General features: G+C 66.5%; 15 protein-coding genes, 1 other RNA gene and 1 pseudogene. 11 read left to right on the plus strand and 6 right to left on the minus strand.

Annotated elements, in window-relative coordinates:
• Positions 1-368: 368 nt before the first annotated feature.
• Entirely contained in the window at positions 369-827 is a 459-nt protein-coding gene (locus AB0B55_RS23510) for a MarR family transcriptional regulator (protein ID WP_357173730.1), read from the minus strand.
• Between the two features lie 54 nt (positions 828-881).
• Between AB0B55_RS23510 and AB0B55_RS23515 the strand changes: the two genes are divergently transcribed.
• Positions 882-2114, plus strand: coding sequence for an MFS transporter (locus tag AB0B55_RS23515; RefSeq protein ID WP_357132647.1), 1233 nt, complete (start codon positions 882-884; stop codon positions 2112-2114).
• 18 nt (positions 2115-2132) lie between these two features.
• Here AB0B55_RS23515 and AB0B55_RS23520 read toward each other — a convergent pair whose 3' ends face one another.
• The gene (locus tag AB0B55_RS23520) at positions 2133-2894 is read right to left on the minus strand and encodes a sulfite exporter TauE/SafE family protein (protein WP_357173733.1); all 762 of its coding nucleotides are present in this window, start codon (positions 2892-2894) and stop codon (positions 2133-2135) included.
• Positions 2895-3068: 174 nt separating this feature from the next.
• On the opposite strand from AB0B55_RS23520, the gene AB0B55_RS23525 reads away from it, so the two are divergent.
• From AB0B55_RS23525 to AB0B55_RS23540, 4 genes are all read left to right on the plus strand, one after another.
• Positions 3069-4025, plus strand: coding sequence for a threonine/serine dehydratase (locus AB0B55_RS23525; protein ID WP_357132653.1), 957 nt, complete (start codon positions 3069-3071; stop codon positions 4023-4025).
• A 108-nt stretch (positions 4026-4133) separates the two neighbouring features.
• An RNA gene (gene rnpB / locus AB0B55_RS23530) (RNase P RNA component class A) lies at positions 4134-4550 on the plus strand.
• Positions 4551-4632: 82 nt separating this feature from the next.
• A complete protein-coding gene (locus tag AB0B55_RS23535; RefSeq protein WP_357173736.1) occupies positions 4633-6291 on the plus strand; it encodes a DUF3883 domain-containing protein in 1659 nt (552 codons plus the stop codon).
• 898 nt (positions 6292-7189) lie between these two features.
• The gene (locus AB0B55_RS23540) at positions 7190-7729 is read left to right on the plus strand and encodes a hypothetical protein (protein WP_357173739.1); all 540 of its coding nucleotides are present in this window, start codon (positions 7190-7192) and stop codon (positions 7727-7729) included.
• Between the two features lie 176 nt (positions 7730-7905).
• Here AB0B55_RS23540 and AB0B55_RS23545 read toward each other — a convergent pair whose 3' ends face one another.
• Positions 7906-8934, minus strand: a complete 1029-nt coding sequence (locus tag AB0B55_RS23545) for a hypothetical protein (RefSeq protein ID WP_357173742.1) — start codon at positions 8932-8934, stop codon at positions 7906-7908.
• A gap of 4 nt (positions 8935-8938) precedes the next feature.
• Here AB0B55_RS23545 and AB0B55_RS23550 point away from each other — a divergent pair, with 4 nt between their 5' ends.
• Entirely contained in the window at positions 8939-9232 is a 294-nt protein-coding gene (locus AB0B55_RS23550; RefSeq protein ID WP_357173874.1) for a hypothetical protein, read from the plus strand.
• A 54-nt stretch (positions 9233-9286) separates the two neighbouring features.
• Here the strand turns inward: AB0B55_RS23550 and AB0B55_RS23555 are convergent.
• Positions 9287-9829 (minus strand): annotated as a pseudogene (locus AB0B55_RS23555) (GntR family transcriptional regulator); the annotation flags it as partial.
• Between the two features lie 212 nt (positions 9830-10041).
• Here AB0B55_RS23555 and AB0B55_RS23560 point away from each other — a divergent pair.
• The 4 genes from AB0B55_RS23560 to AB0B55_RS23575 all read left to right on the plus strand — a co-directional run bounded on the left by AB0B55_RS23560 (position 10042) and on the right by AB0B55_RS23575 (position 12427).
• On the plus strand, positions 10042-10371 hold the full coding sequence (locus AB0B55_RS23560) for a hypothetical protein (RefSeq protein ID WP_357173745.1): 330 nt from the start codon (positions 10042-10044) through the stop codon (positions 10369-10371).
• Between the two features lie 91 nt (positions 10372-10462).
• Positions 10463-10708: a precorrin-4 C11-methyltransferase gene (locus AB0B55_RS23565; RefSeq protein ID WP_357173748.1), complete on the plus strand. Its 246-nt coding sequence runs from the start codon at positions 10463-10465 to the stop codon at positions 10706-10708.
• A gap of 133 nt (positions 10709-10841) precedes the next feature.
• Positions 10842-11663, plus strand: a complete 822-nt coding sequence (locus AB0B55_RS23570; RefSeq protein ID WP_357173751.1) for a GntR family transcriptional regulator — start codon at positions 10842-10844, stop codon at positions 11661-11663.
• A complete protein-coding gene (locus tag AB0B55_RS23575; protein WP_357173754.1) occupies positions 11651-12427 on the plus strand; it encodes a glycosyltransferase in 777 nt (258 codons plus the stop codon). Before AB0B55_RS23570 ends, AB0B55_RS23575 begins: the two co-directional genes overlap by 13 nt.
• Here the strand turns inward: AB0B55_RS23575 and AB0B55_RS23580 are convergent.
• Together AB0B55_RS23580 and AB0B55_RS23585 are read right to left on the minus strand one after the other, a co-directional pair.
• A complete protein-coding gene (locus AB0B55_RS23580; protein WP_357173757.1) occupies positions 12411-12854 on the minus strand; it encodes a hypothetical protein in 444 nt (147 codons plus the stop codon). The two genes, AB0B55_RS23575 and AB0B55_RS23580, sit on opposite strands and share 17 nt — an antisense overlap.
• A 49-nt stretch (positions 12855-12903) precedes the next feature.
• On the minus strand, positions 12904-13785 hold the full coding sequence (locus tag AB0B55_RS23585) for a DUF4231 domain-containing protein (protein WP_357173760.1): 882 nt from the start codon (positions 13783-13785) through the stop codon (positions 12904-12906).
• A gap of 231 nt (positions 13786-14016) precedes the next feature.
• On the opposite strand from AB0B55_RS23585, the gene AB0B55_RS23590 reads away from it, so the two are divergent.
• Positions 14017-14412, plus strand: a complete 396-nt coding sequence (locus AB0B55_RS23590; RefSeq protein WP_357173763.1) for a transcriptional regulator — start codon at positions 14017-14019, stop codon at positions 14410-14412.
• Positions 14413-14428 lie beyond the last annotated feature (16 nt).

The following is a 14428-nucleotide window of genomic DNA, read 5'->3' on the forward strand; positions in this document are numbered from 1 at the left end:
GTTCGTACTCCATCACAACTCCATGATCGACAGGGCCGGGCCGGGGCCGGGCCGGGCCGGGGCCGGGCCGGGCCGGGCTGGGTCTGGTCGGGCCGGGTCTGGTCTGGTCTGGCCGGGTCGGGCTGGGCCGGGCGGGGCGGGGCGGGGCCGGACCGGGCCGGGCAGGGCAGGGCAGGGGCGGGCTCGGACGGGCAGGGCAGGGGCGGGCTGGGCAGGGCAGGGCTGGGTTGGAGGGGCAGGGCAGGGAGGGGTGGGCCGGGGTCCCGCCCAGGTCAGGCCGGGGTGGGATGTGCGCAACATCAGGGATGTTGCTGCCTCAACTGCGTCGGAGACCCCAGTATCGGTGATGTTGCGCGGATCTTGGCGGGTTAGCGGGGGCGGTTGCGGTTTACCAGGGCCTGGTTGAGGCGGCCCAGCAGGGCTGCCAGGGTGGAGCGGTCCTCGGGGCTCCAGTCGGAGAGCATGTCGCCGTAGAGCCGGGTGCGGGCGGCCTGCACGGCGGCCATCCGTTGGAGGCCGGCGGTCGTGGGGGAGATGACCGTGCCGCGCCCGTCGGTGGGGTCGGGGGCGCGGGCGATGAGGCCGTCGCGTTGCAGGGCGGAGACCTGCCGGGTCACCGTCGAGCCGTCCAGGTTGAGCCGCGCGGCGAGCGCGGAGACGTTCTGCGGGCCGGCGGCGTCGAGGTGCCGCAGGATGACGTACGCCGCGCGGTCGAGCACCCGGTGCTCGGCGGACCCGGTGGCCCGCCGGGTGGCCTCGCCGAAGCGCATCAGCAGGGCCACCTCGGTCTCGATCAGTCCGAGGGTGCTCTCGTCGTCGTCGCTCATAGCTGTAGGATACAGGGTAAATACCTGTACGATACAGCTAATTGGGGAGTCGGAGTGGATCGGTCATCCGAACCAAACCGCAGTGCCATCTACGCCACCACGCTGGTGGCGTTCCTCGCCATCGCCGGCATCGCCGTCGTCGACCCGATCCTGCCCGCCATCGGCGAGGCGATCGGGGTCACCGCCTGGCAGGTCGAGTTGCTGTTCACCGCGTACATCGCGGTCATGGCCCTGGGCATGATCCCGGCGACGCTCGCCAGCGGCCGGTTCGGTTTCAAGCCGGTGCTGGTCGCCGGTGTCTCGGTGGTCGGCCTGGCCGCCATCCTCGCCTCGTTCAGCGGCAACATCGTGCAGCTCTCCGTGCTGCGCGGCGTGTGGGGCCTCGGCAACGCGATGTTCTTCGCCACCGCCATGGTGGTGCTGGTCAACCTGGCCGTCGACCGGGAGTGGGTGGTCGGCCTCTTCGAGACCGCCCTCGGCCTCGGGTTCGCCGTCGGCCCGCTGATCGGCGGCCTGCTCGGCCAGGTCTCCTGGCGGCTGCCGTTCTTCGTCTGCGGCGTGTTCATGGTCCTGGCCCTCGGGGTGGCCGCCCGCAAGCTGCGCGAGCCCACCAACCGCCAGGCCCCGGTACGCGTCGGCCAGATCTTCGCCACCTACCGCCGACCGGCGTTCATCGCGCTCTGCGTGGTCACCGCCGCGTACAACTTCGTGTTCTTCGTCGTGCTCGGCTACACGCCGCTCTTCCTCGGCCTGGACGTCGTCCCGCTGGGGCTCGCCTTCACCGGCTGGGGCCTCGGCCTGGCCACCGGCATCCTGGTGATCGGCCACCGGCTCGCCCACCGGATCGGCGCGGTGCAGACCGTCGGCGTGGCCATCGCCGGGCTGCTGGTCTGCATGGTCCTCTTCGCGACGTCCACCAGCACCGCCGAGGCGCTCGTGGTGCTGGTGCTCGCCGGCCTGTGCATGGGCCTCGCCAACGCCAACCTCACCGACCTGGCGCTCGGCCTCGGCTCCAGCGACCGCCGGCTCGCCACCGGCGCGTTCAACCTGGTCCGCTGGGGTGCCGCCGCGCCCGCCCCGATCATCTCCGGCAAGCTCGCCGAGCAGTCCCTGGCGCTGCCGTTCTGGGTCGGGTTCGGGGTGCTCGCCGTCGGCGTGCTGGTGTACCTGGCGTTCGCGCACATGATGGCCGCCGGCTACGGCGAGCGGGTCCTCTGGTCCCGCTGGAACCGCGCCGCCGTCGACACCGAGCACGCCCCCGAGGAGCCGGTGGGCGAGGCGTACTGAGGGCTGGCGTCCGGCGGGTCAGCGCAGGGCGCGGTAGAGCAGGTAGAGGCCGATCGTCGTACCGAACACCACGATCAGCGTCTTGAGCACCACCGCCGGCAGCCGGCGGACCAGCCGGGCGCCCACGTACCCCCCAAAGAGGGTGGCGGGCGCGACCACCGCGACCACCGCCCAGTTCAGCGGGCCGAACAGGGCGAAAATCACGAGTGTGGTCAACCCCACCACGGCCGAGAGCAGATTCTTGATCGCGCTCACCCGCGCCAGGGTCGCGTCGAGCACCAGCGCCAGGCCGGCGACCAGCATCACCCCGAGCGCCGCGCCGAAGTACCCGCCGTACACCGCACCGAGCGCGACCATCGTCTGGACCGCGACCGTCCGCTGGCGTGGCGACAGGTCCCGGGGGTGACCGACCAGCCGGCGTAGCGGGTCCTGGAAGGCCAGGACCGCGGTCGCGCCGAGAACCAGAAAGGGTACGACCAGCTCGAACGCACGGGCCGGGGTCGCCAGCAACAGCAGCGCCCCGACGATCGTGCCGACGATCGTGGTGGGCACCAACGTGGCGAGCGCGCGGGGGCGCGGCAGGTCCTGGCGGCTGCCCGCCACACTGGCGACGTACCCGGGAAAGACGGCGACGGAGTTGCTGACGTTCGCCGGCACCGGCGGCAACCCGACCGCGATCATCGCCGGAAACGTGATCAACGAACCACCGCCGGCCACCGCGTTGACAGTGCCCGCGGCGAGACCGGCGGCGAGCAGCAGCGCGGCGTGGGAGAGATCCATAGCCCCACGAGGCTAGCCCGGCCGACTGAACCCCCGCACGATCGGCTGGCTAATCGCCCGCTCGCCGACGCCAAACCTCACTGGGTTGGCCGTCGTGACCCCGTTCAGCAGGTCAGCCCGGCGCGCACCCCGGGCGACCGGGGTAGCGTGCCGCCGCTGTGGCACGCTTCAGCGATGATCGAACTCGCGGACATCGAGGCGGCCGCCGGCCGGATCGCCGGCCACGTGATTCACACACCCACCGTTCCCAGCCCCGGCCTGTCCGAGCTGCTCGGCGTGCCTGTCACCGCCAAGCTGGAGCTGCTGCAACGTACCGGGTCGTTCAAGGCGCGCGGCGCGGCGGCGAAGCTGCTCGTCCTGGACGATGCCGAGCGGGCGGCGGGCGTGCTGGCGGTCAGTGGTGGCAACCACGGCATCGCGGTCGCCGTGATGGCCGGCGCCCTGGGTGTGGCGGCGACCGTCGTGATGCCCCGGACGGCGCCGGCGCGTGCCATCGAGGTGGCCCGCGCGGCCGGTGCCGACGTCCATCTGACCGACGGCATGTCCGCCGCGTTCGCGCTCATGTCCCGGCTGCGGGAGGACGGACTGACCCTGCTGCACCCGTTCGACGACCCGGTGGTGCTCGCCGGGCAGGGCACGGTCGGACTGGAGTTCGCCGACGACGCCGGTGAGTTGACCGACGTGCTGGTCAGCGTCGGCGGTGGGGCGCTGATCTCCGGAGTGGCTGCTGCGCTACGGGCACGCCGACCGGGGGTACGCGTCTGGGGCGTGGAGACCGAGGGCGCGCAGGCGATGTCGCTGGCCCTGGCCAAGGGTGGGCCGGTCGAGGTGCCGCTGTCGTCGATCGTCACCACGCTCAGCGCGCCGACCGTCTCGCCGCTCACCTACGACCACGTGGTCGCCCTGGTCAGCGACGTGCTCGTGGTCTCCGACGCCGAGGCGGTACGGGGGACGGTGGAGTTGGCCGAGCATGCGAAGGTCTGGGCCGAGCCGGCCGCCGGATGCCTTCTGCCGGCCGCCCGCCAGGTACGGGAGCGGGTAGGTGACGACGCCCGGTTGGGTCTCGTGCTCTGCGGCGGCAACTCGACGGTCGCCGACGTGGTGTCATGGACGGCGCGCCTGGGGGCCTGAGCGCCGCCGTCTCGCCCTCGTCGGCCGCACCGGCCCGCCAGCGTCATCGGCTGAGCCGGGGCGGAACAGGGTATCCCCGCCACGCCGTTAGGATGGGGGCGCGACGGACGAGTCGACCGGGCGGTCGCGTCGGCGGGCTTCGGCCCGCCGCCGAGGAACGTCCGGACTCCACAGGGCAGGGTGGTTGTTAATGGCAACCCGGGGCGACCCGCGGGACAGTGCCACAGAAAACAGACCGCCGACCCCATTGGGGACGGTAAGGGTGAAACGGTGGGGTAAGAGCCCACCAGCACCCCGGGCGACCGGGGTGGCTCGGTAAACCCCACCCGGAGCAAGGCCAAGCAAGGGCCGTCACCGCAAGATGACGACCCGGCGCAGACGCTTGAGGGCTGCCCGCCCAATGTCTGCGGGTAGGCCGCTAGAGCCTGCCGGCAACGGCAGGCCGAGATGGATGGCCGCCGCCGGCGTGAAACCCCTCGGGGTACGCGCCGCGCACAAAATCCGGCGTACAGGTCGACTCGTCCGTCGCCCACCAACTCAGAGCCGTGATCATGGCCCTGAGCTGGTCGTTCATTGGGTGTGGTTGGTTGGCCTTGGTCATCGTTGGGTGGCGTTTGACGGCCTGGCCACGGCCTGGGACGGCCTGGAGACGGCCTGGAGGATCTTGGCCGCGGCTGTGTCGCACGTCGATGGCAGGCTGTATGCCGTGCGGATGACCGATGACGACGGGCGCGTGTTGAACGCCGAATTCGTGGTGGAGGCGGACGGCCAGGGACTGGCGCTCGTCCTGGAGAGCGCGGGCGGGCAGAGCGCCGCGGGGCTGACGCGGAACTCGGACTACACCCCGGCTCTAGAACTGCTCCTCGCCCGGCTGCGGTCGCGTGGCGCGGTGCTCGTTGATGCCCTGGTCGACTCGAAACGGACCGCTCACCTATCCGAGGCTGACCGGCGCGTGCTGGACGGGCGGATGTCCTTGGTGGCTGTTGACGACCTGGCTGCGCTGCGACTCCAGCTGACGAGCAGACAGGGTCGGATCGGCCAGTCGCCGGACGCGCCCAAGGCAGGCAACAACCGCAAGAGGCTGCGCCTGCGGCTCCAGGTGCCCGGGTACGGCCCGGGTGACGCCCGCCGGCTCTCCGCCGACCTTGCCGGTGGCTCGTCCCTTCCGCACACTCCCCGCGGTCGATCGTCCACGGTGCCTCCGCAGCCTCGCCGTCACGCCGTGTCGGGCGCGATACGACTCAACGAGTGGTGGCGCGATGATCCGGCGGAGTGCTACTGGCTGGAGATCACCGACCGGGATGACCTTGGGGCCAACGTCCAAGCGCTTCAGCGGGACGGCAGCGGGCGCGAGAACTGGTCGTATGTCCTGGTGACTGCTCTGCGGCCGGGTGATGTAGTCGTGCACTGGCACAAGACGCAGCGTCAGATGCCGGGGATCGTCGGCTACTCCTTCGCCGCGGAGGGGCCGTTCGAGGACGAGCTGGTGTGGCAGGCCCGTGGCACATACGGGCAGGCGCGGCCCACCGTAGAAGCTCCTCAGCCGTCTTGGCGTTACGAGCTGGCTGACTACACCGCGCTGCCGACGCCGGTCGACCAGCTGGCCTTTCAGCGGTCGGAGAAAGCGCTGCGGGAGATCAAGCAGAAACTGGAAGCGGAGCACTCCGGGCCGCTCTACTTCCCGTTCGCCTTCTACGACAGCCGGCCGGCTCGGGTGATGCAGGCATACCTAGTGAAATTTCCTGCGGCCATCCTGGACGCGGTGCCGGAGCTGGCGGGGATTCCGCGGCGTCGTGTACCGCAGGAGCCGGGTCCCGCTGGTGGCACTGGCAGGCGTCGGGCGCAGCGGGCGAGCGGTTCGGGGTACATCGCCGATCCGTTGCTTCGTCGAGCGCTGGAGCGGCATGCAGTGCGAGAGGCGAGCGCCCTGTACAAGGGGTGGACTGTCGAGGACGTGGGGGACCGAGAGTCTTACGACCTCCGAGTCATCAGGGACGCCGAGGAGATCCATATTGAGGTGAAGGGTTCCTCGGGCACCGCGGACGCTGTGGAACTGACCCGTAACGAGGTGCGGCACGCGCTTGGCGCTGTGACACATCTGGTCGTCGTGGATCAGATCAAGTGGTCACGATCGCAGACTGGTGAGATCACGACGAGCGGCGGGAGAGTGCGACGCTGGGGAGCCTGGGTGCCTGAGGATGAGGACCTGGTGCCCACGCGGTACCGGTACCGGCTGCCGGACTCGGGTGCGGACCTGGTGATCTGACCGGCCGTGCATCGTGGGGGCGTGGCGTTAGCCCGGTGGCAAGCCAGTCCTGCTCTTGGACTGGCGCGGCAGTCGGAAGCCGGGCCATGCGACTCAGGCTGACCTGCCCGGCTTCCGTCACGCCTTGCTGGGCTCGCTTAGTCATCGTGGGCGGTGCCCCGGCGGCCATCGGCGGCTCACCGCCCCGGCGCCGTAGGCGGCCGGGGCGGCTTGCCGCCGGCCGGGCTTGCCGCCCCGCACCGCGCGGAGCGCGGTGCCTTGATCCAAAACAGAGAAATTCGGCAGTAGAAGACAAGCACAGTGATCTACAGCAGTGAGCATGCCTGACCGGGCGATCCGATCGAGGATCTGTACAGCACGTCGGTCGAGACCTGGCAAAAAGCTCTGTCGATGCTCTGTCGTCTCTGCGAGCAGCGGCGCTGCGCTGCAGCCCGTGCGATTGCTCTTGCGAGCGCTGGCGTCCAGCCCAATCGGTGCTGTCGACGCCGGAAACCCTACATGTGATGCCGGGCCTGCTGATCCTTGCGGAAGGACCATTTCAGCTGTCCGAGGAGGACGCATTAGCATCAATTCACGCAGATTTCTGCTTCGCATCCAGTAGACGGTGCCGTATCATACGGCTGACATCATCTCGGCGATTTCATCTCGTGTATTTGTTTACAACTACAGCCAATGGCCACCTCTGCTCCTAGCCGGCTGGTAATTATTGCAGCGGCCGAGGAGAGTCCGCTGCGGCTAGTTGTAGATGGCCGATGCCTACGTCTATTGATGCCGCGACACGGCCCGAGCTGCAGACCGCTCCGTGGAAGGACCTCCCTTGTCAGAAGAGTCCGTTGTCATCATCGCTTGGCTAGCTGTGGACGCCAGCGGTGGAGCGGGTCCCTGGTGGGTTTCGCCGATGATCGCGTTGACGTCCGGGTTGCTGGGAGGGATTCTCGGCAACGGGTTTATCGAGTGGTACCGAGGGCGGGCGCAAGACAAGAGAGAGACGGGTAAACGATCACGGGACGCGGGTGACGTTTTAACGCGCGCCGCTGTCGACTACGAGTCGGCTGTTATCTATGGCAGTAGTGACGATGTGGGTCAGAGGCTGAGCGAGCTGATGCGAGAGGTGGCACCCCACCTTCCTGATCTACCCCGACGGTTCGCAGCTTTGCTGATTGAGGTGGAACAGGCATCTCGGTACGCAGTGGTCGTCCGGCAAGAAATTGGTGCCCAAGAGGGCTCGCCTGAGCTGTTGGCAGCTCTGGATGATCAGGTGCTGCAACTTGCCCTTCTACTGCGGACGGAGGTATTCAAGTGGCGAGTCGGACGAACGGAAGAACAAATTCAGAGTGCACGGCACGACGTCTTCGAGCGCATGAAAAAGATCGCCAACCTCACCGGTTTGGATCTTGTGGCGGAGGAGGGAAAGTCCTTCGGGCCCCCAGAGCTGTAGGCGTCTAACCACCGGTCGAGAAGGTGTCGGTCTCTGCTGCCTGGCATGTCAACGCGGCGGAACTCGCTGGACAGTCGTGGACTTGCCGTCAATTGCACCCCTTCGTCCCGCATGCCGGAGGCAACAATCTTCGACCTGTCCGCACTCTTGAGCCCCCACGTGCGCCAGTTGACTTCTTAAACGATTCCGATCTCTGCCGTTCCCTCATAGTCGCGCAGCCTCCCAATCGGCCGGTATACGGCTAGCGGGACGATTGAGAATCCGGGATGTCGGGGAAAGTCGGCCATTCCCAACGAGCCCAATTCCCGCATCACATCGTTGATCGTCCGCAAGGTTTCGGATCGACTAATCTTCGACGTCCGTTCGTCGATGAATGAGGGATCTTGTTCGGGATTTACTTCCTGAGCGAAAGTTCCGATGGTTCCGACGACAGTCCAGTCTTGCGCTTCGGTTCCATATCTGGCGAAAAGTATCTCGGAATCACTGTCCAGGAATCGTCTTCCTTCTTGGAGGCGGGCGGTTACGGCAATGCGGTCGTCAAGTCCCGCGTTTATATGCATGTGTAATCCAGAATTGAACATGCCTCGGGAAATTTGAACGATCGCTCGTAAGTGTTCTGCGGTAGTGCCAGAGAGAGCTGCAATTTCAGGATAGTCTGGAATAGCGTCTTCCAGTTGATTGGTGGCGGCCTCTGTCTGTGTCCCGCTTTTGTTTGGCCGCGAGGGTCGTTGCTGCCCACGGCCCCTACCTGCCTGTCCAGGCTGTGAAGTCAGGAGACTTGGATCAAAGGTCACTAGACCCTTGACGACGGCGCTGATCCCTGCGAGGACCTGAGTCACGTACCGCGCGTCGAATAGCCTGCCCGGAGCGGTAAGGCGCACGATGGATCCTGGTGGATAGGAGTCCATAAAGCTTCCGAATTCTTCCTCAGGAAGCGAGGCAAGGTCATCAGATATGTCGGCCAGATACCCTTGAGAATAGAGTTCGTCCTCAAGTGTCGGAAAGACGGCGTCTGCCGCCGACTTGCTGGTGCTCTCCTCCTTGCTCCAGACACCCTCCCGGGTCGCGAAACCTTTTATCCCTACCCCACCCTTGCCCTCCTTCTTCTGAGTCTCCTTAACTTCTTCGGCTACGCCCCCATTCATTTGAGCTACCAGGGATCTCACTTTATCGGTATCAACGTATAGGAATTCGCGCAGGATCACAGCAGTGTCCTCTCTGGAAACTGGAAGGTATTGCATCCGCAGCGCTGGGTTTAATAATCGCTCCACCTGGAAGGGGGGTGAGTCCGGTGGCTGGCTCGGTGCAAGCTGCATCAACGAATATGGAGGGTGTGTCATTTCATCGTTCTGGCCGGCGCATGCTGTACGTTATGACAACAGATTCGACAACCCCGTTCCGTCGGTTAACGCGCTGATGCGCGATCAGGGTTGCTCCCGCCTCAATGCTGAAGAGCCTCGCGAGCTCTGGCTCGGCAGCGATTTGGCGCTGCTGGGTCTCTGATTCGGGGCTCGGTTCTGCGCTGCGTACATCGGGGGTCTGCGTCACGGAGGTGCCACGTCCGTGTTCGGTCGTGACCAAGCCTTCCTCGCGTAGGACAGCTATGGCTTGGCGGACGGTGCCACGACTTGCCCGAAATTCGGAGGTGAGGGCGCTTTCCGTCGGCAGAAGCGCGCCTGGCGGGATACTGCCGCTCTCGATGCGTTTCCTGAGTTGGTCCGCAATGGTGCGGTAACGGGGCTGTCCGTAGTGCGGGGTGGGCACCCGGCCACCGTACCTGGCACTTGTCTTATCAAGTGTCAACCTGGGGCCGTTTCCATGTCTAGACAACTCATCCACTTGTAGGTACGTTTCCCGGTGTGCGGGCAGGATGACAGCTTGTATCAGGGGTGGTGCCGCGTTGCTCCTGGTCGCACGTAACGCGCGGCATCCTGTCGGACCGGTTGCGGTAGCTGCGCGTACAAGCTGGCTCGGCGATACCCGACCCGTCTGCGTCGGACGGTGCGCCGTGCCCTCATCCGGGACCGGCGGCGGACTGCGTACCGCGTGGCTGACCGCCGGTCCCGGCCTACCCGTGGAGGTGCGATGTCTGGCTCTCATCGTCGGCGGCGTTGGTATTCGATCTGGAGATCCCGCAAACGTCCGCTGTCGGATCCCGGCAGGTACGCGGTCACCTCGGGTCGCTGCACGCCTTGCCGGACCCCAATGCAGGCGTGGGCCAACGCGCCAACCCGGATACTGCCGCTTCTGAGGAGTGCGCCCCTGATGACGCCAGCCCAGATCTACCGGGGCAACGGTGGGCGGTGGGTGCGGTGAGCAACGCGGGCAAGCCGGCCAGTGGCAGTCACCCGGCCTGGTGTGCACCCGACCGATGCGGCCACCTGGTGCCGCCGTTGATGGCCCACATGCCGCGTCGTCACCGTGGCGCGATGCACCGCCTCGGCGACAGCCGGCAGAGCGGCCAGGTTGTCACGTACCTCGTCGGCTCCGACGCTCGCGTGCCCCTCGTTGCGGTGCACATGACGAGCCGGGCCGGGATCGCCTGGGTGGAACTCTCCCCGTCACAGGCTGTCGAACTGGCCGAGCGACTGTGCTCCTTGTCGGCACAGGCGATCGACCGCCCGGAGGCCACCGGTGACTGAATCCGAGGCCACGAACGAGCACGGACCGACTCCGTCCACGAATCCCGCCGACTGCCCGAGCTGGTGCCGAGGTTGCGGCCCGAACGATCCGATGCACCGGGGCCTGCTGCGGACCATCGGCCGGGAGCGAACCGGCTGGATCAGCGTGCAACTGCTGACCGACCGATTCTTTCGCCGCGACCTGGCCGTGAAGCTCGACGCCAGCCGCAGCGGTGCCACCGAATCGGTCTTGCTCTCCCGAACCCAGCTCGACCGGCTCATCTACGAGTTGACCTACGCCCGCCTGGTGATGATGACCAAGGGGCAACCTCTGGAAGGGTGCCATGAACACCTCTGAGCGTCGGCCCATCGGTCGGATGCCGTCGACGAGCACCCGGCCCGTGAAGCGCCCGGCGGCCGTCGTGCTCCCGGTGCCTGAGCGGCCCGCAGGCGGGACCGCCTGGCAGACGTTGGAACGTCTAGGGGGTACGGTGACCGGTGTGCAAGGCCGGGACTGGCGCCCTCGTTACCTGCAACTCGCAGAAGAGTTGCGGGCAAAGATCGTGGCCGGAGAACTGGCCCCTGGCACGCTGATGCCGAGTGAGACGGAGCTGGCCGACTCGTCCGGTCTGTCGCGCACCAGCGTCCGCAACGCCATCCGGCAGCTCCGCGAATGGGGCCTGGTCCGCGCGGAGCAGGGGCGCGGCACCTACGTACGGGCACCACGTCAGCGGGTACGGCGTCGCAACGCCGAGCGCTACCAGTGGGAGAAGGACCGGGCGCTGCTCGACGAGTCGGAGCGGCTGAAGACCGGGGCCACAGAGCACGACACCGGCCTGACCGTCGATGATCTGAAGTTCCACGCCGAGTACGCCCGCGTGGAAGCGGATTCGGACATGGCGGCGGCCTTGCAGGTCGAACCGGGTACGCCGTTGCTGCGCCGGGTTTACTGGACGACCTCGCGGCATGAGAACGGCCCGCTGACCATGTCGTACTCCTATCTGCCGTATGACCTGGTGGCGGCGAACCCGGACCTGCTCGACGCGGGTAAGGAGCCCTGGCCGGGCGGCACGCAGCACCAGCTTCACACCCTCGGTATCGAGGTGGACCGGATCGACGACGAGATCCGTGCGCGCCCGCCGTCGCCCGACGAGGCCGAGTTGCTGGACATCGATCCGGGCGTCTCGGTGCTCACGGTGCGCAAGACTTCGATCGACACCAAGGGGCGCGTCGTCGAGGTGGCCGACGTGGTGATGCCGGGGGACCGGACGGAGTTGATCTACTCCCACAAACTGCAACGGTGGAAAACTTGACGCAGCTCGTCTCGGTCATCACGCCAGTTCACGCGCCCAGCATCGAGCACCTATCCGGCGCGTACGACTCGCTCGTCAAGCAGGAGATGCCGGACGGGTGGGACTGGCAGTGGCTCGTCCAGGAGGACGGGCAGACCGGCGCGCTGAACGGCGTCCTGCCGGACGACCCTCGCATCAGCATCGGCGGCGGTCGTCCCGGCGGGCCAGGTGTTGCCCGTACCCTCGCTCTTTCCCGAGTCACCGGGCAACACGTCAAAGTCCTGGACGCGGACGACCAGCTCACCCCCGGCGCCCTCTCCCGGGACATCGCCGCTTTCGAGGCGCATCCGCAGATCGGCTGGACGACATCTCGCGTCCTGGACCTGATGCCCGACGGATCTACGCTCGGCTGGGACAAGGACCCGGAAGGCGGAACCATCGCCCGCGGTGCCGTCCTGGCCTTCTGGCAGGCGAACGGTTACCGGTCCCAGGTCCACCCCGCCACCCTGTGCATCCGCCGGGATCTGCTCCTGGCTCTCGGCGGCTGGATGGCGCTTCCCGCTTCCGAGGACACCGGCCTACTCCTGGCCGCGAGCGCGATCAGCGACGGCTATTTCACCCGCGAACACGGCCTGCTCTACCGCAAGTGGCCCGGCCAGGTCACCAGCCAAGCCGCACACCGCGAACCCGTCGAGTACGAAGGTCGCATGAAGATCATCGAGGCCAGAGCCGTAGCCCTGGCCTCGATGCTCCCGAACGGGTTGCCGCTCATTCCTGCGGCGTAGCCTCGTGCCCCGGCATTCCGTGGGTACGCCGCCGCTCCTTCATTTCCGCCTCGTAGATGTGCCGTCGACCGCCGGCTAGCTTCTCCCGCGCAGCTCGCTCGATCTCCTGGAACGCGGCGTAGTACCCATCGTCGAACTCTTCCACGATCTGGAACGTCCACCGTCCCGGGAGGACGTTGCGGCCCACCAGCTCGTGCTCGACCCGCTCGGCGACCTCGTCGTGTCCCGCCTCGCGGAGCAGCCGCACTGCTCGGTCAAGAGTCAGGTCCGCGCCGCCGACGAGCTGGTGCGCCGAATACAGGTGGCCGCGTACACGGTGGATCGTCTCCATGGCTTTGCTCAGCTCACCTAACGCCTCGACCGTAGCGTCATCAAGGGAGTTCGGTCTTGAATGCAATTCATCGACAGATGTGCGTGTTGCCTCCATGGGTATCCTCCACCCTGTCAAGGTCCTGCTAACCCGGCCTCGGTCGATGCTAGCGCTCTTCACGTTGGCCGGGTGATTGTTCGAGCTGCAACTCGCGCTTGCGTTGCTCATCGCGCAAACGTTCGACATTCTCGGCAAATAGCCGTAGGCGTGCCGCTTCCGCTTCGGTGTTCGCATCTGATTCCGTGCCTCCGGTTTCAGTGCTGGCTGTTCCGTATTCTCCCAGGCGGAACTGAGTTGCGTTGTAGTGCTTCTCGATTTCGTCTGCGGTGGATTGCAGGTTGTATCCGCGCTCCCGGAACTTGAAGTAGGCCGCGAGTCCTGCCGTAATACTGATGAAGGCCGTAAGGCCAGTAGAAACCCAGCTCAGCGGGTGCTCGCCGGCCATGAGGGCGGTTGTGGTCGAAGCGCCGATAGAGCCGATGATAATGATTGCCTGGACCGTGTTGTGTGCTCGCAGGTTCCGCGTCGCTCGCCCGCGAAATTGTGTGACGATGTCTTGGGAGGCTTCGCGATAGATTCGAAGTGACTCAAGTGAGTCGGAGGGTATTCTCGCGGCCGCACTCTGGCGGTCGTGGTTAAGGTTCCTTACCTCCACGTCGAATTCAATGATCCGTCGACGGTTCTTGACTGCGAGATTTCCTGCCGCAATGCATAGTACGAGAAGTGCTATGAGTCCGACGTATCTGGTCACGACAGGTTGATCACGCCAAAGTCCGATAACCACAGAATAGGCGAGGAGTGCTACTAACGTGAACGCGGAGAGTAAGACCAGCAAGTAGGCGAACTGCGCGGATCTGGCCGAGCGCAGTCGATCGACAGCTAACTCGTAGTCCTTACCGAGTTGTCGGTACTCCTCTTGAGTGCCGGCAGGGCTTTCGTGGTACTCCCTGCTTGCCTGGTCGTGCGAGTCGCCTTGAGGGGTGGTCACGGGCTCTCCGTACTCTCTGCGTTGCCAACCGTGATGAGCCAGGCAGTATCGCTCGGTCCAATGTGGCCTACCAAGACTTTGTCGCCTTCACGTCGATGCGTTGCTGGGCATCGGGGCGCTCCGAGGCGGCCCGACCTTCCCCGCTTCAACCAACCTGTTGACTTGTCTGCCAAGTGCCGTCTACCTTCAATCGCAACTTGGCAGACAAGTTAACAAGCTGGAGGTTGAGCGATGGCTCTGCGAGGCGGAACGCGGTTCGCCGTGCGGTTCGAGGACGTGTTCCCGGCTGGGTGCGCGCTGGTGCCCGAGTCCCTGGGCGAGGTGGAGGACTACGACGAGAAGACGGGTCGACGGTCGCCGGCCAAGGACAAGGTGACCGGCCAGCGGGTGTGGCAGGTCCGGGTCATGGATCTCGACCCTGAGCTTGGCAAGCGGTCCCGGGAGACGACGGTGAAGATCTCGGCCGACTACCAGCCGGTGCCGCCCACGGGCGGGCTGTTCGAGGCGGTCGAGTTCGACGGGATGACCGTCACGCCGTACGTGGCGCAGAACGGTCGGATGGCGTACTCGCTGCGGGCAACCGGGCTGCGTGCCCCGGCGGGCGTCAACCAGAAGGCGTCGGCGTAGCCGCATTTGGTCAGGG

Source organism: Micromonospora sp. NPDC049107 (assembly GCF_040648595.1).
Lineage (GTDB): Bacteria > Actinomycetota > Actinomycetes > Mycobacteriales > Micromonosporaceae > Micromonospora.